The sequence below is a fragment of the Burkholderia sp. BCC0044 genome (assembly GCF_902832955.1).
Lineage (GTDB): Bacteria > Pseudomonadota > Gammaproteobacteria > Burkholderiales > Burkholderiaceae > Burkholderia.
The window spans coordinates 1,481,981-1,503,176 of record NZ_CADFDO010000002.1; the positions used below are offsets into that span (position 1 = coordinate 1,481,981).

Genomic DNA, 21,196 nt, shown 5'->3' on the forward strand with positions numbered 1-21,196 from the left:
TTCCCGCAGGTTTTGTTGCGCGCGACCGACTTCGTCGACGCTCGAGCATCAAAAAACACCTTCACGTATAGGTCCAAACGAGCCCGAACGCGAATTACGTTCGATATTTGCGCACCTATACTGGGCGCGCTCAATGCCCAAATGCCTCCATGCGCGAAGTCAGATACGTCAAAGGACTCGACGGCCTGCGAGCCCTCGCCGTCATCCTCGTTTTCCTGTCCCACAAGGGCCATGTCCTTGCCGTCGATGTCGGCAAGCTCGGCGTGTGGACGTTCTTCCTCATCAGCGGATTCCTGATCGTCGGCGAGCTGCATCGCAACCGCCAGGCGGTCGAGCGCGGCGCCATGACGCGCCGCCACGCGCTCGCGCTGTTCCTCGCGAAGCGCGCGCTGCGGATCTTTCCCGTGTATTACCTGCTGCTCGCCGCGCTCGCGATCGCGCACGCGCTGTTCTACCAGCGCGGCGTCAACCTCGGGCTCGCATGGCATGCGGTGTTCCTGTCGAATTACTGGATCGGCGTCGTCAAGGACGGCTGGCCGGGCTCCACGTCGCACTTCTGGAGCCTCGCCGTCGAACAGCAGTTCTATCTGATCGCGCCGCTCGCGCTGCTCGCGGTGCCCGCCGCGCGACACGTCGCGCTCGGCGTCGCGGCCGTCGCGCTGTGCGCGCTCGCGCATCTCGCGCTCTACCTGTCGGACGCGTCGCCGGTGCTGATCTACGCGTTTTCCCCGTGGAATTTCGCGTTGATCGCGCTCGGCGGCGTCGGCGCGATGGCGCTCGCCGATCGCGGCGCGGCCGCCGCGCGCCGTGTGCCGCCCGGATGGCTCGGCGCGGCCGGCGTCGCCTTCTTCCTCGTGCTGCCGGCGTGCACGGCGTTGCCCGATGCGGTCGCGGGGCTCGCGGATCTCGGGCTGTCGGTGTCGCTCGGCGCGCTGATGCTGTGGATCGTCAGCGCGCCCGAGCATCCCGCAGTCGCGCTGCTCGACTGGGCGCCGCTCGCCTATCTCGGCACGATCAGCTACGGCTTCTACCTGTTTCACAACCTGATTCCGGCGCGCTTCGGCGTGCTGCCCGCATTCTTCGCGCATGTGCCGATGCCGGACATCGTCCGCGACGCGCTGCCGGAAATGCTGCAATTCGCGCTCGCCGTGCTGCTCGCGCACCTGTCCTGGCGCTATCTCGAAAAGCGGCTGCTCGACTTCAAGAAGCCGATCGCCGCGATGCTGGCCCGGCACTTCGCCGCACAGCCGAGCGCGTCGCCGCGCTGAGCAGTGCGCGACGGGAACCGGACGGGAATGCGTCGATACCGGTGACGACACCCGGCGCCTGCCGGCATGGCGGCCGATGCGTGATCGCGCGACACCCGCTCGAGCATCGTGTATTCCGCGCAATCGATCCACCGACCCCGTCACGCGACGAATGCGTCGGCACCGGTTTCACGCGCGACGTCCCACCTCACTCATCGGCCTACTTCGTGCGCCATCACCCTCCGCCCATTCGAGGTGCGGCATCCGGACCTCGCGCACCATGCTCGTGCGCCCGCCCAAAACAAAAAAGCCCCGGCGCGCGAGCGGCCGGGGCCAACGGAACAACCACCACCTGAAACGACGGAGCGCGCGGCCGCTTTAAGCGACGGCAGCCAGCGCGGGCAAGCAGGTACGCAGGTACGCCTCGAATTCGCGGCTCACTTCCGGATGCTGGAGCGCGAGCTCGACGGTGGCCTTCAGATAGCCGATCTTGCTGCCGCAGTCGAAACGCGTGCCGTAGTAGCGATACGCGAGCACCTGTTCGTTCGCGAGCAGCGACTGGACGGCGTCGGTGAGCTGCAGTTCGCCGCCCGCGCCCGGCTTGAGCTTGCGCAGGTGATCGAAGATCGTCGGCATGAACACGTAGCGGCCGACCACGCCGAGATTCGACGGCGCATCCTCGGGCGCCGGCTTCTCGATGATGCCCGACAGCTTGATGATGTCCTCTTCCCATTCCCGGCCTTCGACGACGCCGTACGAGCGGCTGTCCTCGCGCGGGATCGTCTCGACCCCGATCACCGAGCTGTGATAGTGGTCGAACACGTCGACGAGCTGCTTGAGCACCGGCTGTTCGCCGTGCAGCAGGTCGTCGGCGAGGATCACCGCGAACGGCTCGCCGTGCACGAGCTTCTCCGCGCACAGCACCGCGTGGCCGAGGCCGAGCGCTTCCGGCTGGCGCACGTAGAAGCAGTTGACGTGGCTCGGCTTGATGCCGCGCACGAGCTCGAGCAGCTTTTCCTTGCCGCGCGCCTCGAGCTCGGCCTCGATCTCGTACGACTTGTCGAAATGATCCTCGATCGCGCGCTTGCTGCGCCCGGTGACGAAGATCATCTCGGTGATACCGGCGTTGATCGCTTCCTCGACCGCGTACTGGATCAGCGGCTTGTCGACGACGGGCAACATTTCCTTCGGGCTCGCCTTCGTTGCCGGGAGGAACCGCGTGCCGAGACCGGCAACGGGGAACACGGCCTTGGTGACTTTCAACATGTTCGCATCCTGATAGCGTTGACTGCGCCGCGTCGACCTGCGACCCGGCGCGATTGTGTTCCGAACGGCATATCGAGAATCGACGGTCCTGCCAATTCCACTCCGCTCATTTTCGATATGAACTGATTGCCCAATTATTCCGGAAAAAATATAATCGCTTCAACCCGGTCGATATTGCCGAACCGATTGCCGGAGCAGAAACAAATTACCGATTTTCCGGATACAAATTCTTACGATTCGAATTCCTCGATATAGGGCACGCCGCCCCGCTCGAGGCCCGGGCGGATCGGTTCGTTCTTCAGCGCTTCGCGGTACGCCGACAGCACGGCCATGACCAGCAGTACTGCAGCACTCGCGATCCAATGCATGTCCATCTTGCCGCTCCTTGCATCAATCAACTCTGGAGCTTCAAACTATCAGAAAAAAATCGGCAAATAATTCGCGCCCGTCGACGAGCCGCTTTCAGGCCGCGATAAACCCATGATGTGAAATACCGATATTTCCGGGCAGTATTTTTTTATTCATTGACCGAATTCTTGCGCATTACGATTGGATGAAACTTCCCGTCCCTCCGTCGCAAGGAATCGAATCGCATGCAAGCTTTCAGCGGATCGTCTCTGGCCGCGCCGCCCGTCGCCGATCACAAGGAACACGTGATCGACGCGATGCGCGGCTTCGCGGCGCTGCTCGTCGCCTATTTCCACTGCCGCCAGGTCGTCTGGGTCGGCATGCAGAGCTTCCATCATGCTTACGGTCATGCGCTCAGCCCGGGCGTGATCGCCGGCTACCTGACCTTCCCGTTCGCGTGGGGCTCGGCCGGCGTCCCGATCTTCTTCGTGATCAGCGGCTACTGCATCCACCGCAACGCGGCGCTCAAGCTCGCGGCCAATCCCGCATACCGGCTCGACGCGCCGAACTTCTGGCTGCGCCGCTTCGCGCGCATCTATCCGGTGCTGCTCGCCGCGCTGCTGTTCACGCTCGCGCTCGATGCGGTCAGCCTGCAGATCGAGCCCGTCAGCCACAAGATCCGCGACGTCGGCCTCGTCGCGTTCCTCGTGAACCTGTTCTCGCTGCAGGGCGTTGCCGGCTACACGTACGGGTCGAACGGCGCGCTGTGGACGCTGTCGCTCGAAGTGCAGTTCTACGCGATCTACCCGCTGCTGTTCGCACTGCGCCGGCGCATCGGCATGCCGGCCGTCGTGGCCGCGGTCGCACTCGTCAACGTCGCGTCGGCGTGGCTGCTCGAACGGCACGACCTGCAGTTCTTCACGTCGTACTGGCTGTCCTGGACGATCGGCGCATGGATCGCCGACGTGCGCGCGCAGCAATCGCGCGGCACGCCCGTCGTGCCGTCGCGCGCGTGGTACGTCGCGGCCGCCGTGCTGCTCGCCGCCGGCTGCGGCGCGTTCCATGTCGGCCAGTACGGCGCGTTCCAGCTGTGGTCGGCCGGCTTCGCGTGCTTCCTGTACCGCGCGCTCGCCCGCCCGCCGCGGCCGACGCCGCCGCTGCGCGTGCTGAGCTGGTTCGGCGACTTCAGCTACTCGCTGTACCTGGTCCACCTGCCGCTGTTCGTCTGCCTCGGCTCGGTGCTGTTCCACTCCGAACTGCAACTGTCGATCTGGCCGTCGTTCGCGTTCATGGCCGTCGCGGTTCCGGTCGCGTACCTGTTCTACCGGATGTTCGAACGGCCGGCGATGATGTGGTCGGCCAGCTTCAAGCCGACCCGCGCCGCCCGCGTCGTCGCGTCGACGCCCGAACAGGCGGCTTGAACGCGCGGCCGGCCGGCTCGGTCGGCTGGTCCGGTTCCGGTGCCCTCGCGCGGCGTCTCGCTGCGCGGGGGCTTTTTCATGGCCGGCACGCGGTTGCGGGCCGGGTCGACAAGGGAACGGGCAGCCTGCCGCCCGCCGACGGCGCTACGGCCCGCACAGGCCGCCTCCGCGTGGTTGCCACAGCACGCGTGCGACGGTGTCGCCTGCCCGCTTCACGTTCCCGACGGCCCGCCCCCGCTCCCGATGACGACCAGCCACGCTCGCGCCCGACGCGGACCAGGCGCGCAAAAACCAACTCGCCCCAACCAGACGCCTCGCCCGCCGAAAAGCAAAGCCCCCGCGCAGCGCAACGCCGCATGGGGGCCCATTTCCTGCCATTTCCCGCCATTCCCGCCGGCTGCTACTTCTTCGCCTTGGCGGCCTTCGCGGTCTTGGCCGTATCCGCGAGGATCTTCTCGACCCGCTCCACGTAGGTTTCGGTCCCGAACCGGCGCACCGCGGTCGCGCGCCCGCTCGCGACGAGCCGCTCGCGCAGCGCGCGGTCGCGCTTGAGCGTCGCCAGCGCATCGGCCAGCGCGGCCGCGTGGCCCGGCTCGCAGAGCAGCCCGTTGTCGCCGTCCTCGATGATCTCGACGACGCCGCCCGCACGCGCCGCGACGACCGGCCGGCGCGCGAGCATCCCCTCGACGATCACGCGCCCGAACGGCTCCGGCGTGATCGACGTGTGCGCGACGACGTCCACCGCCGTCATGCACGCGGCCACGTCGCGCTGGAACCCGAGGAAATGCACGCGCTCGTCCATCCCGTGCTGCGCGACGAATTCGTGCAGTTGCGCCGCATAGTCGTCCTCGCCGAACAGCGGCGCGCCGACCAGCACCACGTGCATGTCGGGATGCCGCGCGGCGGCCTCCAGCAGCACGTGCTGCCCCTTCCAGCGCGCAAGACGGCTGAACGAGCCGACCAGCCATGCGTCCGCGGGCAAGCCGAGGCGCGCGCGCAGCGCGGCCTGGCTCACGCCTTCCAGCGCATCGAACGGCTCGGCCGAAATGCCGTTGAACACGACGTCGACGTGCTGCGGCGTGAAGCCCGTCAGCGCGCGGAACGCCTGCGCGGATGCGTCGGAGTTCGCGATCACGCGCGTGACGCCGAACCGCGCGCAATACTTGATCGCCTGCAACTGCTTGCCGCCGAAATGGTCGGTGCTGACGATGTCGCGCAGGTGCCAGACCACCGGCTTGCGCGCGAGCCGCCCGGCGAGCGCGGCGACCACCATCGCGCGTTGCGTGTTCGCGTAGATCACGTCGGCGCGGCGTGCGCGCCGCGCGACGTCGCGCACCAGCCGCACGAGCTGCGTCACCGCGCCAAACGACACGCCGCCCTGCTTGCGCACGCCCGCGAGCGCGCCCTGCTCGACCACGTCGACGCGCGCGCCGATCTCGTCGAGCGCCGCGCGGAACGGGCCGTCGGCGAACAGCAGCACGTCGGCGTTCGCGCGCATGTGCTTCATGATCTCGAGCAGCGACAGCTCGGCGCCGCCGAGCACGCCGCTTTGGTCGAGCACGAGCGTCGCCGGGCCGCGCGCGACCGGCAGCGGAGCGGCCGTGCCGCGCTGCGCGGTCGAGCCGGGCAGCGCATGCTCCACGTAGTCGAGAAAGCGCCGCCGGAACGTATCGGCGGAAAAGCGCTCCGCGTTCGCGCGGCACGCGTCCGGCGTGAAGCGCTGCGGCGCGCGCTCGAAATCGTCGACGGCCGCGACGATCGCGTGCGGCGTCTGTTCGTCGAAGAAGAGGCCGGTCGGGTTCAGGTTCGACTGCGGGTCGAGCACGGTTTCGAGCGCGCCGCCCTTGCCGTACGCGATGACCGGCGTGCCGCACGCCTGCGCCTCGACGACCGAGATCCCGAAATCCTCCTCCGCCGCGAACACGAACGCCTTCGCGCGCCGCATCCGGTCGTGCAGCACCGCGAACGGCTGGTAGCCCATGATCTCGACGTTCGGGCCGGCCTTCGCGCGGATCTTCTGCATCTCGGGGCCGTCGCCGATCACGACGAGCTTGCGCTCGGGCGTGCGCGAAAACGCTTCGACGATCAGGTCGATCTTCTTGTACGGCACCATCCGCGACGCGGTCAGGTAGAAATCCTCCTTCACCGCGTTCAGCGAGAACGCGTCGACGTCGACCGGCGGGAAGATCACCGCCGCGTCGCGGTGGTAGACCTTCTTGATGCGCCGCGCGATGAACGCGGAGTTCGCGACGAAGCCGTCCACCGCGTTCGCGGTGCGCGTGTCCCAGTTGCGGATGTAATGCAGGATCATCCGCGCGAGCAGCGATTTCGGCCCGTGCGTGAGGTTCGACTGCTCCAGATACTGGTGCTGCAGGTCCCACGCATAGCGGATCGGCGAATGCACGTAGCTGATGTGCACCTGGTCCGGCCCGGTCAGCACGCCCTTCGCGACCGCGTGGCTGCTCGAGATCACGAGGTCGTACTCGGACACGTCGAGCTGCTCGATCGCGAGCGGCATCAGCGGCAGGTAGCTGCGGTACTTGGTGCGGGCGAACGGCAGCTTCTGGATGAACGACGTCGTCACCGGCTTGCCGCGCACGAACGCGCGATCGTCGAGGAAATCGACGAGGCTGAACAGGTCCGCGTCGGGAAAGCACGCGACGATCTGTTCGAGCACGCGCTCGGCGCCCGCATAGGTGACGAGCCAGTCGTGGACGATCGCCACGCGCAGCGCACGCGCCGGCTGCCGTGCGCCGGTGCGCTCGGCCGGGTGCAACGCGACGGCGTCGCCCGCGTGGGCCACGGCAGCATCGGCCGTGGCGAGATTCAGGACGGCGTGTTCCGCCAGATCGCGATTCATGCTGTTCTCCTCGCATTGAGACGGACAAACAGGTCGCGCACGAGTGCGCGCAATCCCGGCGTCATCGTGAGCGACCACGCGACGTTCAGCACCAGCACGACCGCGCACATGCCGATCGACTGGACCAGCCCCGGCCATGCCTGCGCCAGGAACAGGCTCGCGAGCAGGAAGGCGAGATGGGCGAGCATGTCGAGCACGATCGCGCGCATCCGGATCGCCGACAGGTACAACAGCACGCCGTAGTCGACCAGCGCGCGCGCCGCGACAACCACCGCCGCGCCGATCAGCCCGAAGTGATGAATGCCGAACCACAGGCCGCCGACGAAGAACGGCATCTCGACGAGCCCGGCGAATGCCGCACGGGCCGGGTTGACCTGCGACTGGATCAGGATCCGCGTGACGCTCGCCTGCCCGACGAGCCACACGCTGATCACGAGCACGCGGCCGACCGGCGCCGAATGCGCGGCGAGATCGGCGCCGACCCACAGCGTGAGGAACGGCGCGAGCGCGAAGATCGCGACGATGCCGACCGGCGTGAACACACCGTTCAGGAATTCGAGCGACTGGCGCGCGAGGGTATCCGCATGATCGCGGCCGACCGCCGACAGGCGCGGGAACAGCGTGCGCACGAGCGCGTTCGGCAGCATGTTCAGGCGCGTGACGAGGTTCTGCGGCACCGTGTAGTACGTGACGAACTTCGCGCCCATGCCGGCGCCGAGCATCACGCGATCGAGCGTGTCGGCGATCATGCTCGTCGTGCTCGCGATCAGCATCCAGCCGCCGAAATTGAACAGCCCTTTCGCGGTGCCCCACTGCGGCGGATCGATGCGGCGAATCCCGAGCACCTTGATGCTGGCCTGCCCGAGCATCACCGCCGCGATCAGCCGCGCGACGACGGCCGCGGCGAGCACCGTCTGCAGGTTCGGCGCGATCCACCACGCGGCGGCGAGCGGCAGCAACTGGAACAGGAACGTGCCGATCGTCTGGTTCGTGTTGAACACGCCGAACCGTTCGGCGCCGTTGATCGCGCCGGCGAACACCCACGACACGTTCGCGAGCGGAATCGCGAGCGCGAGCCACGGCAGCGCGAGATATACCTCGTGCTGCATCGCGGCCGACACTTTCGTGAAATACGCGGTGTAGACGAACGCGCCAAAATAAATCAGCAGGCCGCCGACAATGCCGGTGCCGAGATTCAGCCAGAACGCGCTCCAGAACACGCGCGCGCTTTCGTCGGCGTTGCCGCTCGCGAGCGCCTTCGAAATGTGGTTCTGCGCGGCCATGCTCATCCCGAGATCGAGGATCCCGAAATAGCCGATCAGCGTCCACACGAGGCTCACGACGCCGTAGCGTTCGACGCCGAGCGCGTGGATGTACGCGGGCACGGTCACCAGCGACACGAAGGTCGGCAGGATCAGCCCGATGAAGTTGATCGAAACGTTCTTGAGTATGCCTTTGTCCATGCTTTAGCCCATGGGCCCGTTAAGGTTTCCAGCGGTACATGAGCACCTTGCCGCGCGCGTCTTCCTCGACGAACACCAGGTACTCGCCGTTCTCGCGCCGGAACGCACTGATGCCGAACGGCACGTCGACCCAGCCCGACGCCTTGCCGACCTCGGCGCCCGGGCTCATCACGCCGACTTCCTTGCCGGTTTCCTTGTCGTACACGTGGATCTTGCCGACCGGCTCCACCGTGAAGAGGTAGCGGCCCTCGACCGTGATCCCGATCAGGTCGAAGATCGGCTTCGCATCGAGCTTCCACGGCAGCGCCACCTGGTAGCGCGCAACCGGCGAGCCCGTCGACCACTTGTCGAAGCGGATCAGCACGCGCCCCACTTCCTTGTTGATGCCCGGCTGCGGCGGCGCATCGGCCGTGTAGCCGGTCACGTACAGCGTGTCGGTCTGCGGCTCGTAGATCGCGCGGCGCAGCTGCGTGAACGGCTGCGGCATCGGGTAGGTCGTGACCTTGTCGTACGAATAGATCGGGTTGCCGGCCTTGTCGACGCCGCCGTACTGGAAGCGGTGGATGCCGCGCACGTCGCTCGTGCGCCAGATGTCGCCCTTCGTGTCGACCCACCAGCCCCAGCCGCCCGCCTTCGCCTTGCCCGTCGTGTTGATCTCGGACTCGTCGGCATCGATCCGGCCGTTGCCGTTCGCGTCGCGCCACAGCCAGTCGCCGCCCGGCGGCTTGTTCGGCACCTTGTCGACCGGCCGCGCGCGGCCCGCGATCAGGCCCGACGGAATCGCGACCTCGCCGTCGCGCTTCGCGTCGAAGCGGTAGATCTTCAGGTGATCGGCGTACATGTCGGTCAGGTACAGGAACGTGCGCCCGTCGACGCGCCGCGCGATCGGCATGCCCGGATACTGGTCCGTATGGAACACCGGGTCGTCCGGATACTTGAAGCGGTTCGACAGGAAGCCGACGTATTTCCAGTCCTGACCCGGCGGCTTCGACAGGTCGAGCTCGAAGCGCTTGTTGCCCGTGTACACGCTGTTCGGCCGCGCGGGGTCGAGCCATGCGCCGTCGACGAACAGCAGCCCCTGCACCTGCCAGCGCAGCTTGCCGTCCGGCGTGTAGCTTTCCAGCACCGCGCCGAGCCCCGCGCCGATCGTGTCGTGGCGCGGCCCGATCCCGTTCATCGATACGTAGATGTTGCCCGCGCGGTCGACGCCGACGCCGGTCAGCCCGTTGAAACGCTGCGGCCCCGGCCGGCCCGGCACCGGGCCCGCGAAGATGCCGCCGCGTTCGCCGAGCGTGCCCGACGGCGCATAGCCGTTGCCGCCTTTCGAGAAGATCAGGATCTGTTGGCGCGGCCCGTTGTCCGCGACGAGCACGCGCCCTTTCGCGTCGACCGCCACGTCCACCGCGTCGGTGCCTTCCGGCAGCGCCGGCGCGTCGTCGAGCTTGCGGCCGTCGGCCCGCACGTGCACGAGATGCGCGGGCCCGGTGAGCGTATCGGTCAGCAGCCACAGCGTGCCGTCGCCGGCGAGCGCGATGCGGCCCGGTTCGCGCGCGCTCCACGTGCCCTTCTGCTGCATCGTCTCCGCGTCGTACACATCCACCACGTCGCGCGACGGATTGGTCGCGAACAGCGTCTTGTCGTCGGCCGCGAGGCCGCCCACTTCCGCCTTCGCCTCACCCACTTCCGAGCGCGCGGGCGCCGGCACCTCGTTCATCATCATGAAGCTGGCGGCCATCCGTGCGCGGCCGCTATCGGCGCGCCCGCCCGGCGCGACCTGCGGCGCCGCGCGAAACGGCGCGGGCTGCTTCATGTCGCCGATCGTGCGCCGCGAGATCCCGAACCATTGCTTGCCCTTGTCCGGCCAGATGCCGGGCGACTGCAGGTGACCGCGCTCGTTGCCGACGCCGATCGCGACATACGCGTACTTGCCGTTCACCGCGATCGCGCTGCCGCCGAGATTGCCCCAGCCGTGCGTGCCGCCGGCGAAGCCGAGCATCTTCCCGTCCTGGTAGACGCTCGCCTCGGCGCCGCTCTCGTCCCACGGCGCATTCGTATACACCTTGCCCTCGGGCGTCACCGCGATCGCGCGGATGTCGATCTGCGTCCATGTGCCATCGCCATAGCCGAACGTGTTGCCGATCCACGAGGTCGTCGCGGGCAACACCGTTTCGGCCGGCGCGGCGCTCGTCAGCAGCACCGCGCATACCGTCATGCCAACCAGAATCAGACGTCGCAATGCGCTTCTCCAGACTCGATGCAACAGCGACCGGCGCTGCCACGGATCGCCCGCGGCCGCGCCCCGTCGCTAAATGGGTTTCAAACGTCGCGATGCAGGTTACAAGCAAAAATAATCACAAGAAATTTGGAAATATTTGGGGATGTTTCTGCCTGAAATATCGAGCCGGAACAGCGAATAAACGACGCCCAAAAACGGCAATAACGACCGCCTTTTCCGGGCCATCACGTAGAAAATTCCGCTCCACGCCGCCTGGCGCGCCCGTCCGGACGTCAACCTTTCATGCCGCGATCGTAATAATCGGCATTTGCCTATTTATCGCCCACTAACGGACGCGCGTTTTTTTACCGATTTCTTTTCCCTAGAATCGGTTTCGATTCCATATTCGATTTAAAGGCATGCAATACGTACACGCATTGGATGCGGGTCGTGAAGGAGCCGCGCGATGACGGCCCTGGCGCGCCCCGCCGACCTCGCCCCGCCGCAACACGGCCGGATCGTGCAGCTCGACGGGCTGCGCGCGATCGCCGTGGGCGCCGTATTCCTGCAGCACGCACTGAAGGCGCCGCTGTGGATGGGTGTCGATCTGTTCTTCGTGCTGAGCGGCCTGCTGATCACCGGCATCCTGCTCGATCGCAAGGCGCGCGGGCAGTCGTACTTCAGCCACTTCTATGCACGCCGCGTGCGCCGCATCCTGCCGCCGTACGTGCTGCTGCTGGTGGTGTCGACGCTGCTGTTCGGCGCAAGCTGGCTGCCGCACTGGCCGTGGTTCGCGTTTTTCTCGACCAATATCGGGCTGTCGCTCGGCAGCATCGGCCATGACAGCCTGAACGTGCTGTGGTCGCTCGCGGTCGAGGAGCAGTTCTACATCTTCTGGCCGTTTGTCGTGCTGTGGTGCTCGGAGCGCGCGCTGCTGTGGGTCGCCGCCGCGCTGATCGTCGCGGCGCCGGTGCTGCGCGCGATCGCGACGCCGTGGTTCGATTCGTTCTGGCCGATCTACTACCTGACGCCGTTCCGGATGGACCTGCTCGCGGCCGGCGCCTTGCTCGCGATCGTGCTGCGCCGCGACCGGCGCGCGCTGGAGCCGTTCTATCCGCTCGCGATCGTCGGCGCGCTCGTGTCGCTCGCGATCCTCGGCTGGCTGCACCTGTCGTTCCCGCGCTTTCGCGCCGCGAACACGCCGCTGTCGAACGCAGCGCTCTACAGCATCTCGCTGCTGCTGTGCACGTCGATCGTCGTGATCGCGCTGCGCGGCCGCGGCCTCGTTCAGCGCGTGCTGACGAACCCGATGCTCGTCTACGTCGGCACCGTCAGCTACACCGTCTACCTGATTCATCTGAGCGTGCTGTACGCGCTGTGGCCGCTGCACCTGAACCGCTTCGTCACGGCCGCGCTCGCGCTGGCGATCACGCTCGCGTACGCGACCCTGAGCTGGTACGGCTTCGAACGGCGCCTGACGCGCGGGCCTGCGCGCCGCGCGGTGCCGGCCGCCGCCGGGACGACCGCCTGATTTTCATCATCCATCGATTTCGACAAGGACTACGCCATGAGCCAAACTCGCAAGAAGGCCATCATCACGGGGATCACCGGGCAAGACGGCGCCTACCTGACCAAGCTGCTGCTCGACAAGGGCTACGACGTCACAGGAACCTACCGTCGCACCAGTTCGGTCAACCTGTGGCGCATCGCCGAGCTCGGCGTCAACACGCATCCCAACCTCACCCTCGTCGAGCACGACCTGACGGATGCCGGCTCGAGCATGCGGCTCCTCGAACGCACGCAGCCCGACGAACTGTACAACCTGGCCGCGCAAAGCTTCGTCGGCGTGTCGTTCGAGCAACCGTCCACGACCGCCGACGTCACCGGCCTCGGTCCCCTGCACCTGCTCGAAGCGATCCGTGTCGTGAGTCCAAAGACGCGCTTCTATCAGGCGTCGACGTCCGAGATGTTCGGCAAGGTGCAGTCGATTCCGCAAACGGAAACGACCTCGTTCTACCCGCGCAGCCCGTATGGTGTCGCGAAACTGTTTGCGCACTGGATGACCGTGAACTACCGCGAATCGTACGGCCTGTTCGGCAGCAGCGGCATCCTGTTCAATCACGAATCGCCGCTGCGCGGCCGCGAATTCGTCACGCGCAAGATCACCGACACCGTCGCGAAGATCAAGCTCGGCAAGGCGACGCGCCTCGAGCTCGGCAATCTCGATGCGAAACGCGACTGGGGCTTTGCGCTCGAATACGTCGAAGGGATGTGGCGCATGCTGCAGGCCGACGAACCCGACACCTACGTGCTGGCCACCAACCGCACCGAGACCGTGCGCGACTTCGTGCGGATGGCGTTCGCGGCAGCCGGCTATCAGATCGAATGGACCGGCAAGGGCGAGCAGGAGCACGGCCTCGATGTGGCGACGGGCAACGTGCTCGTCGAAGTGAATCCCAAGTTCTACCGCCCCGCGGAAGTCGATCTGCTGATCGGTTGCGCGGACAAGGCCAAGAGCAAGCTCGGCTGGGCGCCGAAAACGACGCTCGAACAGCTTTGCCAGATGATGGTCGAGGCGGATTTGACGCGGAATCAACACCATGACACGTTCTGATATCGAACACGCACCGCGCCGTGCATTCGTCACGGGCCTGACGGGTTTCACCGGACGCTACATGGCGCAGCATCTCGAAGCCGCCGGTTACGAAGTCTGGGGAACGGTCGCGCACGGCTCGCCGCCCACCGACGATCCGGTATTCGCAAACTGCACGCTGTTGCCCGTCGACCTGCTCGACGCGGACGCGGTACGCGCAGCGGCGGCCGACGCACGGCCCGACGCGGTCGTCCATCTCGCCGCACGCGCACATGTCGCACAGGACGAGCCGTCGCAAACCTATGCGGTCAACGTCGTCGGCACGCGCAACCTGCTGGCCGCGCTCGCGGGGCTCGACCGCCGTCCGTCGGCCGTGTTGCTCGCGAGCAGCGCGAACATCTATGGCAATTCGACCGCAGGCGTGCTCGACGAGAACGTCCCGCCCGCCCCGGCGAACGACTACGCAATCAGCAAGCTCGCGATGGAATATGCGGCGAAGCTGTGGGCCGACCGGCTGCCGATCATCATCGCGCGGCCGTTCAACTACACGGGGGTCGGTCAAAGCGACTCATTTCTGCTGCCGAAGCTCGTTTCGCACTACGCGCGCAACGAACCGCGGATCTCGCTCGGCAATCTCGATGTTCGGCGTGATTTCTCCGACGTGCGCGACGTGACGGCTGCGTACCTGAAGCTGATCGAAACCGCGCCGGCCGGCGAAATACTCAACGTTTGCTCGGAGCGCGCGTATTCGCTGAAGGAAGTACTGGCGATCCTGTCCCGCATCGCAGGCTACGTAATCGACGTGACGATCGATCCGCGTTTCGTGAGAGACAACGAAGTGAAGAGTCTGAGCGGGTCGCGCGACAAGCTGCGGCGCGCGGTGGGCGAACTGCCCGTCACGCCGCTCGACGAAACGCTGCGATGGATGGTGAGCGCGGTGCGTAACGACGCACCGGCGGCGGCGCGGTCGCTGAGCGGATCGCGCACGCGCGAAGGCGTGCGCCGCGACTACGTCGCCGACGGCGACAGGTCGTCCGCACCGGAACGCCGCGTCGCATCGCCGTGAGAATGCCTGCCGGCGGCGTGCTCAGCCCTCCAGACCACGCGCCAGATCGTTGCGAACGTCGCCCGCATGCTCGAGCCCGACCGCCAGGCGAATCAGCCCTTCGGTGATCCCAGCCGCCGCCCGCGCTTCCGGCGTGATGCGGCCGTGCGTCGTGGTCGCCGGATGCGTGATCGTCGTACGCGTGTCGCCGAGGTTGCCGGTGATCGAGATCAGCTTCGTGCCGTCGATCACGCGCCACGCGTTCGCGCGCTGCTGCTCGGGCGTGTCGCCCTTCAGCTCGAACGACACGATCGCACCGCCCGCCTTCTGCTGACGCTTCGCGAGTTCATGCTGCGGATGCGATTCGAGCCCCGGATAGAACACGCGCGCCACCGCCGGATGCGAGTCGAGCCAGCGCGCGATCTCCAGCGCGTTCGCCGATTGCTTCTCGACGCGCAGCGACAGCGTCTCCATCCCCTTCAGCAGCACCCACGCGTTGAACGCCGACAGCGTCGGGCCCGCGCTGCGCACGAACGGGAACACCTTGCCCATGATGAATTCCTTCGAGCCGACCAGCGCGCCGCCGAGCACGCGGCCCTGCCCGTCGAGGAATTTCGTCGCCGAGTGCATCACGACGTCCGCGCCGAGTTTCAGCGGCTGCTGCAGCACCGGGCTGCAGAAACAGTTGTCGACGACGAACAGCGCGTTCGCGGCCTTCGCTATCTTGCCGATCGCCTCGATGTCGGCGAGTTCGGTCAGCGGGTTCGACGGCGTCTCGAGGAAGAACATCTTCGTCTCCGGCCGCACGGCTTCCCGCCATGCGTTCAGGTCGGTCGGGTCGACGAAGGTCGTCGTGATCCCGAACTTGCTGAAGATCTGCGAGAACATCCCGAGCGTCGAGCCGAACAGGCTGCGCGAGCTGACGAGGTGGTCGCCCGCCTGCAGCGCGGCCATCACGACCGACATGATCGCGGCCATGCCCGACGCCGTCGCGATGCACGCCTCGCCGCCCTCGAGCGCCGCGAGACGCTCCTGGAACATGGTGACGGTCGGGTTCGTGAAGCGCGAATAGGTGAAATAGTCTTCCGAATTCGCGAAGCGCTCGGCCGCGTCGGCCGCGCTCGAGAAGCAGAAGCTCGACGTGAGGAACAGCGCTTCCGAATGCTCGTTGAAGTCGCTGCGCAGCGTGCCCGCGCGCACGGCGAGCGTGTCGAAGTTGAGGGAGTCGTCCATGTTCGTTTTCCGTATTCGAGGGCCGCGCCGACGGTCATGCAGGCGGCGCGGACCCGGTCAAAACCGAGGCCAAAAAACAAAAAGCCCGCTATGCGTCGGCATCAGCGGGCTTCGGTGCGGTACGACAGCGATCGACTCGGGCCGGCTGCCGCCGGCCTTCGCTTTAGCTGTTTTGGGAAGTTGCCCCGCGTCCGCAAGCTGATATCAAATCGACGCAAGGCCACATCCTATCACGCCTCGATCAAAGCGTGCGCCGGTGTTACTCGACCGACAGTTGCAGGTTCATCTGCGAACGCTCGGTATCGCCGGCCGTGTCGCGATCGGCCTGCGACGCCGGCGCGAGGCGCGCGCGCTCGATCGCATCGAGATACTCGGGCGTCACGGCGCCGGTGATGTAGTTGCCGTCGAAGCACGACGCCTCGAAGCGCTCGAGCTTCGGGTTGATGTCGCGCACCGCGCGGCGCAGATCGTCGACGTCCTGATAGATCAGATGATCGGCGCCGATGATCTTCGCGACTTCCTCGTCGGTGCGGCCGTGCGCGACGAGTTCGCCGCGCGTCGGCATGTCGATGCCGTACACGTTCGGGAACTTCACGGGCGGCGCCGCCGACGCGAAGATCACCGACTTCGCGCCCGCATCGCGCGCCATCTGCACGATTTCATGCGAGGTCGTGCCGCGCACGATCGAATCGTCGACGATCAGCACGTGCTTGTCCTTGAACTCGATGCTCATCGCATTGAGCTTCTGGCGCACCGACTTCTTGCGCACGGCCTGCCCCGGCATGATGAAGGTGCGGCCGACGTAGCGGTTCTTGAAGAAGCCCTCGCGATACTCGACGCCGAGCTTCGCGGCGACCTGCATCGCCGCCGGGCGCGACGAATCGGGAATCGGCATCACGACGTCGATCGGCACGTTCGGCAGTTCGCGCTTGATCTTCTCGGCGAGATAGTCGCCCATGCGCAGGCGCACGTTGTAGACCGGCACGCCGTCGAGGCACGAATCCGGACGGGCCAGATACACGTATTCGAACATGCACGGATTCAGCGTCGGGTTCTCCGCGCACTGCTGGCTGTGGAAATTGCCGGCCTTGTCGATGAAGATCGCTTCGCCCGGCTCCAGGTCGCGCACGAATTCGAAACCGATGCCTTCGACCGCCACCGACTCCGACGCGACCATCCACTCGGTGCCGTGCTCGGTTTCGAGCTTGCCGAGGCACAGCGGACGGATGCCGAACGGGTCGCGGAACGCGAGCAGGCCGTAGCCGGCGATCAGCGACACGATCGCGTACGAACCCTGCAGGCGGCGATGCACGCCCGACACCGCCTTGAACACCGACGCCGGATCGAGCTCGAGGCCCGTGGTCGACAGTTGCAGCTCGTGCGCGAACACGTTGAGCAGCACTTCGCTGTCGGAATTGGTGTTGATGTGCCGGCGATCGATCCGGAACATCTCGTCCTTCAGTTGCTGCCAGTTCGTCAGGTTGCCGTTGTGCGCGAGGATGATCCCGAACGGCGCGTTCACGTAGAACGGCTGCGCCTCGGCCTCGCTCGACGCCGAACCGGCCGTCGGGTAGCGCACCTGGCCGATGCCGTAGGTGCCGGGCAGGCTGCGCATGTTGCGCGTGCGGAACACGTCGCGCACCATGCCGTTCGCCTTGTACATGTGGAAATTGCTGCCGTCCGCCGTCGCGATGCCCGCCGCGTCCTGACCGCGATGCTGCAGCAGCAGCAGGCTGTCATAGATCAGCTGATTGACCGGGGATTGGGAGATAACACCTACGATGCCGCACATGGCATGTCCTTCAAGATGACAAAATCGGTTACGTCCTGCCCGGCCGCGTCGTCACACGCGTACGTACTGGGCCATGCCGTCGGGCAGGAGCTGCTTCAGCTCGTGCACGCCCTGTTCGGCAAAAGGACGCAATAGCGCATTGCGCCAGAAATCCTGTTTGGGCAGTTCGGTCAGCCCAGCCGCCGCCACCAGCAGCACCACCAGCACGCAGCCGCGGACGAGCCCGAACATCATGCCCAGCGAGCGGTCGACGCCGCCCAGGCCACTCGCCTGCGCGATCCGCGACAGCAGCGCGTTCGCCACGCCGGCGACCAGCACGACGCCGATCACGAGCAACGCGAAGGCGATCACCCACTGCGTCAGCGCGCCGCCCGGCCAGTTCGCCGGAATATACGGCACGACCAGGCCGACGTAGCGGCCCGCGATCACGATCGCCGCGATCCAGCCGATCAGCCCGAAAATCTCGGACACGAAGCCGCGCCACGCACCGCGCAGCGCCGACAACGCGATCACCGCCAATACAGCGTAGTCGAAAGCCGTCAGCATCGTGGCCTTACTGCGTCAGACCGGCTTCGCGCACCTTCGCGATCGCGGCGGAGGCCGCCGAGCGATCCGCGAACGGGCCGGCACGCAACAGTGTAGCCGTGCTGCCGTCTGCCTGCTTGCGATGCTCGACATATGCGGGCACGCCGGCCGATTTCAACTTGGTCGCCCACGAGCGGGCCGTCGCGTCGTCCTTGAACGAGCCGAGCTGCACCGCGAAGCGCGCACCGGCCGGCGACGCCGGCGACGATGCGTCGCCGCTGTCCGGGCTCGCGGCGCCGTCGTTCGCGACGGTGGCGGGCGCAGGCTTCGGCGCGGCCGGTTTCGCCGCGGGCGCAGCCGGCTTCGGCGCGGGCTTCGGCGGCGTCACGCTCGCCGTGGTGGTCGTATCGGGTTTCGCGGCCGGCTTGGCGGCATCCTTCGGCGCGGGGGCCGGTGCCGGTGCAGCCGCAACGGCCGTGTCGGAGGCCGGCGGTTCGTCATGCGCGACGCCTGCCTGCACGTCGGACACATCGTCGTCGCGCGGCGCGACCGCCTGGTGCGCGGGGCGGTTGGGGATGTCGATCGCGATGTCGTCGGTGACCGGCTTCGGGTGCGAGTCGAGCACCATCGGCAGTACGATCACCGCGGCCACGACGAGCGCGATCGCGCCGACGAGGCGACGGCGCGCGCGTTGCTTTTCTGGAAGGGTCGGATCGAGAAGCAGTGCATCCGATTCCGGACGCTCGGTGCGGCGCGAGCGTCGCTCGACGCGTTCAGTGCGCTCCGTGCGCACGTTCCGGGATGCCCCGGTGCGACCGCCGCGCCGCGGGGGCGCGTCGTCGTCTTTCTTGCCGAACGAGAAAATTCCCATGAATGGCTGAGTCCGAAACTGCCCGTCAGTCAGTGTTGCTGCGATTTACGGTAGGCCAGCACGCCGGCAACCGTATGGAAACTGCCGAAAACCACGATTCTATCATTCTCGGATGCTCTTTTTAGTGCATCGCGAAACGCTTCCGCGGGCGACGCGTAACGCGTCACGCTCGAATCGGGCCCCTCCTCCACGCCGGCCTTGCGCAGCGCGGCTTCGAGCTGCTCCGCGGAGGCCGCGCGCGGCAGCGGCAGGTCGGTCACGCACCAGTGGTCGATCTCGCCCTTCAGGTGTTGCAGCACGCCGTCGATGTCCTTGTCGTGCATCGCGCCGAACACCGCGTACGTGTACGGGAAGAAACCCATGTTGCCGAGGTTCTGCTCGAGCACGGCCGCCGCATGCGGGTTGTGCGCGACGTCGAGCACGATCGCCGGCTTGCCGGGCAGCACCTGGAAGCGCCCCGGCAGCTCGACGTTCGCCAGCCCGAGCCGGATGTCCTGCGCGGACACCGGCAGCACCGGGCGCAGCGCCTCGAGCGCGGCAAGCGCGGCCGACGCATTGATCAGCTGATTCGCACCGCGCAGCGCCGGATACGCGAGCGCCGGATAGCGCTTCTCGCGGCCGAGGTAGCTCCATTGCTGGCGCTCGGCGCCGGCTTGCGCCTCGTAGCGGAAATCGCGGCCGACGAGCCACAGGTCGGCGCCGATCGCTTCGGCGTGGTCGATCAGCGTTTGCGGCGCGGCCGGATCGCCGCAGATAGCCGGCTTGCCCGCGCGGAAGATCCCGGCCTTCTCGAACGCGATCTTCTCGCGCGTGTCGCCGAGGTATTCGGTGTGGTCGATGTCGATGCTCGTGACGATCGCGCAATCGGTATCGATGATGTTCACCGCGTCGAGCCGGCCGCCGAGGCCGACTTCGAGGATCACCGCGTCGAGCCCGCGCGACGCGAACAGATGCAGGATCGCGAGCGTCGTGAATTCGAAATACGTGAGCGACACGGGCTCGGCCAGCGACGTGCGCGCGGCTTCGACGGCCTCGAAATGCGGCAGTAGTTCGTCGTCGGCCACGTTCTGCCCGTTCACGCGCGCGCGCTCGTTGAAGGCGAGCAGGTGCGGCGACGTGTGGCAGCCGACCTTGTAGCCCGCACGCACCAGGATCGTCTCGAGGAACGCGCAGGTCGAGCCCTTGCCGTTCGTGCCGCCGACGGTGATCACCGGGCACGCGAATTCGAGCTGCAGCGCCGCCTTGACCTGCCCGATACGGGTCAGGCCCATGTCGATGCCGACCGGGTGCGCGCGTTCGAGATGCGAAAGCCACGCGTCGAGAGTGGGAAAAGTGCTCATCGGATCAAGTCTGGATCGGAACCGCCACTACGCCAAAAACGAAGCGCGCCGCCTGACGCTGAAGCCAGGCGACGCGCAGAGTCACAACCTTGCGCCGGTCAGGCCAGCGCGTCGGCCGGCTGTCGCTGCAGCAGCGCGAGCAACTGCGCGATCTCGTCGCGCATCCGGCGACGGTCGACGATCATGTCGATCGCGCCCGTCTTCAGCAGGAATTCGGCGCGCTGGAAGCCTTCCGGCAGCTTCTCGCGGACCGTCTGCTCGATCACGCGCGGGCCGGCGAAGCCGATCAGCGCCTTCGGCTCCGCGATCACGACGTCGCCGAGGAACGCGAAGCTCGCCGACACGCCGCCCATCGTCGGGTCGGTCAGCACCGAGATGAACGGCAGCTTGGCTTCGGCCAGCTTGGTCAGCATCGCGGTGGTCTTGGCCATCTGCATCAGCGACAGCAGGCTTTCCTGCATCCGGGCGCCGCCCGATGCCGTGAAGCAGATGAACGGCACGTGCTGTTCGAGCGCGTTCTGCGCACCGCGCGTGAAGCGCTCGCCGACGACCGAACCCATCGAGCCGCCCATGAACGAGAACTCGAAGCAGGCCGCGACGACGGGCAGCGTGTGGATCGCACCGCCCATCACGACCATCGCGTCGGTTTCGCCCGTCTCGTCCATCGCTTCCTTCAGACGATCGGGGTACTTGCGGCTGTCCTTGAACTTCAGCGAGTCGACCGGCACGATTTCCTGGCCGATTTCATAGCGGCCTTCCGGATCGAGCAGCCCGTCGAGGCGCTCGCGCGCGCCGATGCGCATGTGGTGATCGCACTTCGGGCACACGTGCAGGTTCGCGTCCACGTCGTTGCGATAGAGAACGGCCTCGCAGGACGGGCACTTGACCCACAGGCCTTCCGGAATGCCCTTGCGGCTTTTCGGGTCGGTCTGCTTGATCTTCGGCGGCAACAGTTTGTCGAGCCAGCTCATCGTATG

At 66.7% G+C, this 21,196-nt stretch carries 15 protein-coding genes and 1 pseudogene; 5 read left to right on the forward strand and 11 right to left on the reverse strand.

What is annotated here, in order from left to right; translation table 11 throughout:
* Window positions 1-149: 149 nt before the first annotated feature.
* Entirely contained in the window at window positions 150-1,268 is a 1,119-nt protein-coding gene (locus HWX14_RS15095) for an acyltransferase (protein WP_175883440.1), read from the forward strand.
* 357 nt (window positions 1,269-1,625) lie between these two features.
* Here HWX14_RS15095 and galU read toward each other — a convergent pair whose 3' ends face one another.
* The gene (gene galU / locus HWX14_RS15100; RefSeq protein ID WP_011548079.1) at window positions 1,626-2,513 is read right to left on the reverse strand and encodes a UTP--glucose-1-phosphate uridylyltransferase GalU; all 888 of its coding nucleotides are present in this window, start codon (window positions 2,511-2,513) and stop codon (window positions 1,626-1,628) included.
* Between the two features lie 230 nt (window positions 2,514-2,743).
* The gene (locus HWX14_RS15105) at window positions 2,744-2,887 is read right to left on the reverse strand and encodes a hypothetical protein (protein WP_006479318.1); all 144 of its coding nucleotides are present in this window, start codon (window positions 2,885-2,887) and stop codon (window positions 2,744-2,746) included.
* Window positions 2,888-3,106: 219 nt separating this feature from the next.
* On the opposite strand from HWX14_RS15105, the gene HWX14_RS15110 reads away from it, so the two are divergent.
* The gene (locus HWX14_RS15110) at window positions 3,107-4,282 is read left to right on the forward strand and encodes an acyltransferase (protein WP_175883441.1); all 1,176 of its coding nucleotides are present in this window, start codon (window positions 3,107-3,109) and stop codon (window positions 4,280-4,282) included.
* Between the two features lie 400 nt (window positions 4,283-4,682).
* Here HWX14_RS15110 and HWX14_RS15115 read toward each other — a convergent pair whose 3' ends face one another.
* Genes HWX14_RS15115 through HWX14_RS15125 form a run of 3 tightly spaced genes read right to left on the reverse strand, consistent with a single transcriptional unit; the run spans window position 4,683 to window position 10,817 of the window.
* The gene (locus HWX14_RS15115) at window positions 4,683-7,142 is read right to left on the reverse strand and encodes a glycosyltransferase family 4 protein (RefSeq protein ID WP_175883442.1); all 2,460 of its coding nucleotides are present in this window, start codon (window positions 7,140-7,142) and stop codon (window positions 4,683-4,685) included.
* A complete protein-coding gene (locus tag HWX14_RS15120) occupies window positions 7,139-8,605 on the reverse strand; it encodes a flippase (RefSeq protein WP_175883443.1) in 1,467 nt (488 codons plus the stop codon). Before HWX14_RS15120 ends, HWX14_RS15115 begins: the two co-directional genes overlap by 4 nt.
* Window positions 8,606-8,624: 19 nt before the next feature.
* On the reverse strand, window positions 8,625-10,817 hold the full coding sequence (locus HWX14_RS15125) for a hypothetical protein (RefSeq protein WP_175883598.1): 2,193 nt from the start codon (window positions 10,815-10,817) through the stop codon (window positions 8,625-8,627).
* Between the two features lie 469 nt (window positions 10,818-11,286).
* Here HWX14_RS15125 and HWX14_RS15130 point away from each other — a divergent pair, with 469 nt between their 5' ends.
* The 3 genes and pseudogenes from HWX14_RS15130 to HWX14_RS15140 form a co-directional block, all read left to right on the forward strand.
* A complete protein-coding gene (locus HWX14_RS15130; RefSeq protein ID WP_175883444.1) occupies window positions 11,287-12,351 on the forward strand; it encodes an acyltransferase in 1,065 nt (354 codons plus the stop codon).
* 36 nt (window positions 12,352-12,387) lie between these two features.
* Window positions 12,388-13,434: a GDP-mannose 4,6-dehydratase gene (gene gmd / locus HWX14_RS15135; RefSeq protein ID WP_175883445.1), complete on the forward strand. Its 1,047-nt coding sequence runs from the start codon at window positions 12,388-12,390 to the stop codon at window positions 13,432-13,434.
* Window positions 13,421-14,356 (forward strand): annotated as a pseudogene (locus HWX14_RS15140) (NAD-dependent epimerase/dehydratase family protein); the annotation flags it as partial. The gene gmd and the pseudogene HWX14_RS15140, both read left to right, overlap by 14 nt.
* Window positions 14,357-14,500: 144 nt before the next feature.
* Here the strand turns inward: HWX14_RS15140 and HWX14_RS15145 are convergent.
* The 6 genes from HWX14_RS15145 to accD all read right to left on the reverse strand — a co-directional run bounded on the left by HWX14_RS15145 (window position 14,501) and on the right by accD (window position 21,190).
* Entirely contained in the window at window positions 14,501-15,691 is a 1,191-nt protein-coding gene (locus HWX14_RS15145; protein WP_175883447.1) for an O-succinylhomoserine sulfhydrylase, read from the reverse strand.
* A 259-nt stretch (window positions 15,692-15,950) separates the two neighbouring features.
* Window positions 15,951-17,483 carry an amidophosphoribosyltransferase gene (gene purF / locus HWX14_RS15150; protein ID WP_175883448.1) on the reverse strand — a complete coding sequence of 511 codons (1,533 nt, stop codon included), beginning with the start codon at window positions 17,481-17,483 and terminating at the stop codon, window positions 15,951-15,953.
* Window positions 17,484-17,534: 51 nt separating this feature from the next.
* Entirely contained in the window at window positions 17,535-18,029 is a 495-nt protein-coding gene (locus HWX14_RS15155; protein WP_175883449.1) for a CvpA family protein, read from the reverse strand.
* Between the two features lie 7 nt (window positions 18,030-18,036).
* Window positions 18,037-18,879, reverse strand: a complete 843-nt coding sequence (locus HWX14_RS15160) for an SPOR domain-containing protein (protein WP_126367030.1) — start codon at window positions 18,877-18,879, stop codon at window positions 18,037-18,039.
* 29 nt (window positions 18,880-18,908) lie between these two features.
* Window positions 18,909-20,219: a bifunctional tetrahydrofolate synthase/dihydrofolate synthase gene (gene folC, locus HWX14_RS15165; RefSeq protein ID WP_175883450.1), complete on the reverse strand. Its 1,311-nt coding sequence runs from the start codon at window positions 20,217-20,219 to the stop codon at window positions 18,909-18,911.
* 98 nt (window positions 20,220-20,317) lie between these two features.
* A complete protein-coding gene (gene accD, locus HWX14_RS15170) occupies window positions 20,318-21,190 on the reverse strand; it encodes an acetyl-CoA carboxylase, carboxyltransferase subunit beta (RefSeq protein WP_175883451.1) in 873 nt (290 codons plus the stop codon).
* Window positions 21,191-21,196: the final 6 nt, after the last annotated feature.

Bases quoted from the DNA above. Each gene is read 5' to 3' on its own strand.
- HWX14_RS15095 (WP_175883440.1), top strand. From the start codon at position 150: ATGCGCGAAGTCAGATACGTCAAAGGACTCGACGGCCTGCGAGCCCTC.
- galU (WP_011548079.1), bottom strand. From the start codon at position 2,513: ATGTTGAAAGTCACCAAGGCCGTGTTCCCCGTTGCCGGTCTCGGCACG.
- HWX14_RS15105 (WP_006479318.1), bottom strand. From the start codon at position 2,887: ATGGACATGCATTGGATCGCGAGTGCTGCAGTACTGCTGGTCATGGCC.
- HWX14_RS15110 (WP_175883441.1), top strand. From the start codon at position 3,107: ATGCAAGCTTTCAGCGGATCGTCTCTGGCCGCGCCGCCCGTCGCCGAT.
- HWX14_RS15115 (WP_175883442.1), bottom strand. From the start codon at position 7,142: ATGAATCGCGATCTGGCGGAACACGCCGTCCTGAATCTCGCCACGGCC.
- HWX14_RS15120 (WP_175883443.1), bottom strand. From the start codon at position 8,605: ATGGACAAAGGCATACTCAAGAACGTTTCGATCAACTTCATCGGGCTG.
- HWX14_RS15125 (WP_175883598.1), bottom strand. From the start codon at position 10,817: ATGACGGTATGCGCGGTGCTGCTGACGAGCGCCGCGCCGGCCGAAACG.
- HWX14_RS15130 (WP_175883444.1), top strand. From the start codon at position 11,287: ATGACGGCCCTGGCGCGCCCCGCCGACCTCGCCCCGCCGCAACACGGC.
- gmd (WP_175883445.1), top strand. From the start codon at position 12,388: ATGAGCCAAACTCGCAAGAAGGCCATCATCACGGGGATCACCGGGCAA.
- HWX14_RS15145 (WP_175883447.1), bottom strand. From the start codon at position 15,691: ATGGACGACTCCCTCAACTTCGACACGCTCGCCGTGCGCGCGGGCACG.
- purF (WP_175883448.1), bottom strand. From the start codon at position 17,483: ATGTGCGGCATCGTAGGTGTTATCTCCCAATCCCCGGTCAATCAGCTG.
- HWX14_RS15155 (WP_175883449.1), bottom strand. From the start codon at position 18,029: ATGCTGACGGCTTTCGACTACGCTGTATTGGCGGTGATCGCGTTGTCG.
- HWX14_RS15160 (WP_126367030.1), bottom strand. From the start codon at position 18,879: ATGGGAATTTTCTCGTTCGGCAAGAAAGACGACGACGCGCCCCCGCGG.
- folC (WP_175883450.1), bottom strand. From the start codon at position 20,219: ATGAGCACTTTTCCCACTCTCGACGCGTGGCTTTCGCATCTCGAACGC.
- accD (WP_175883451.1), bottom strand. From the start codon at position 21,190: ATGAGCTGGCTCGACAAACTGTTGCCGCCGAAGATCAAGCAGACCGAC.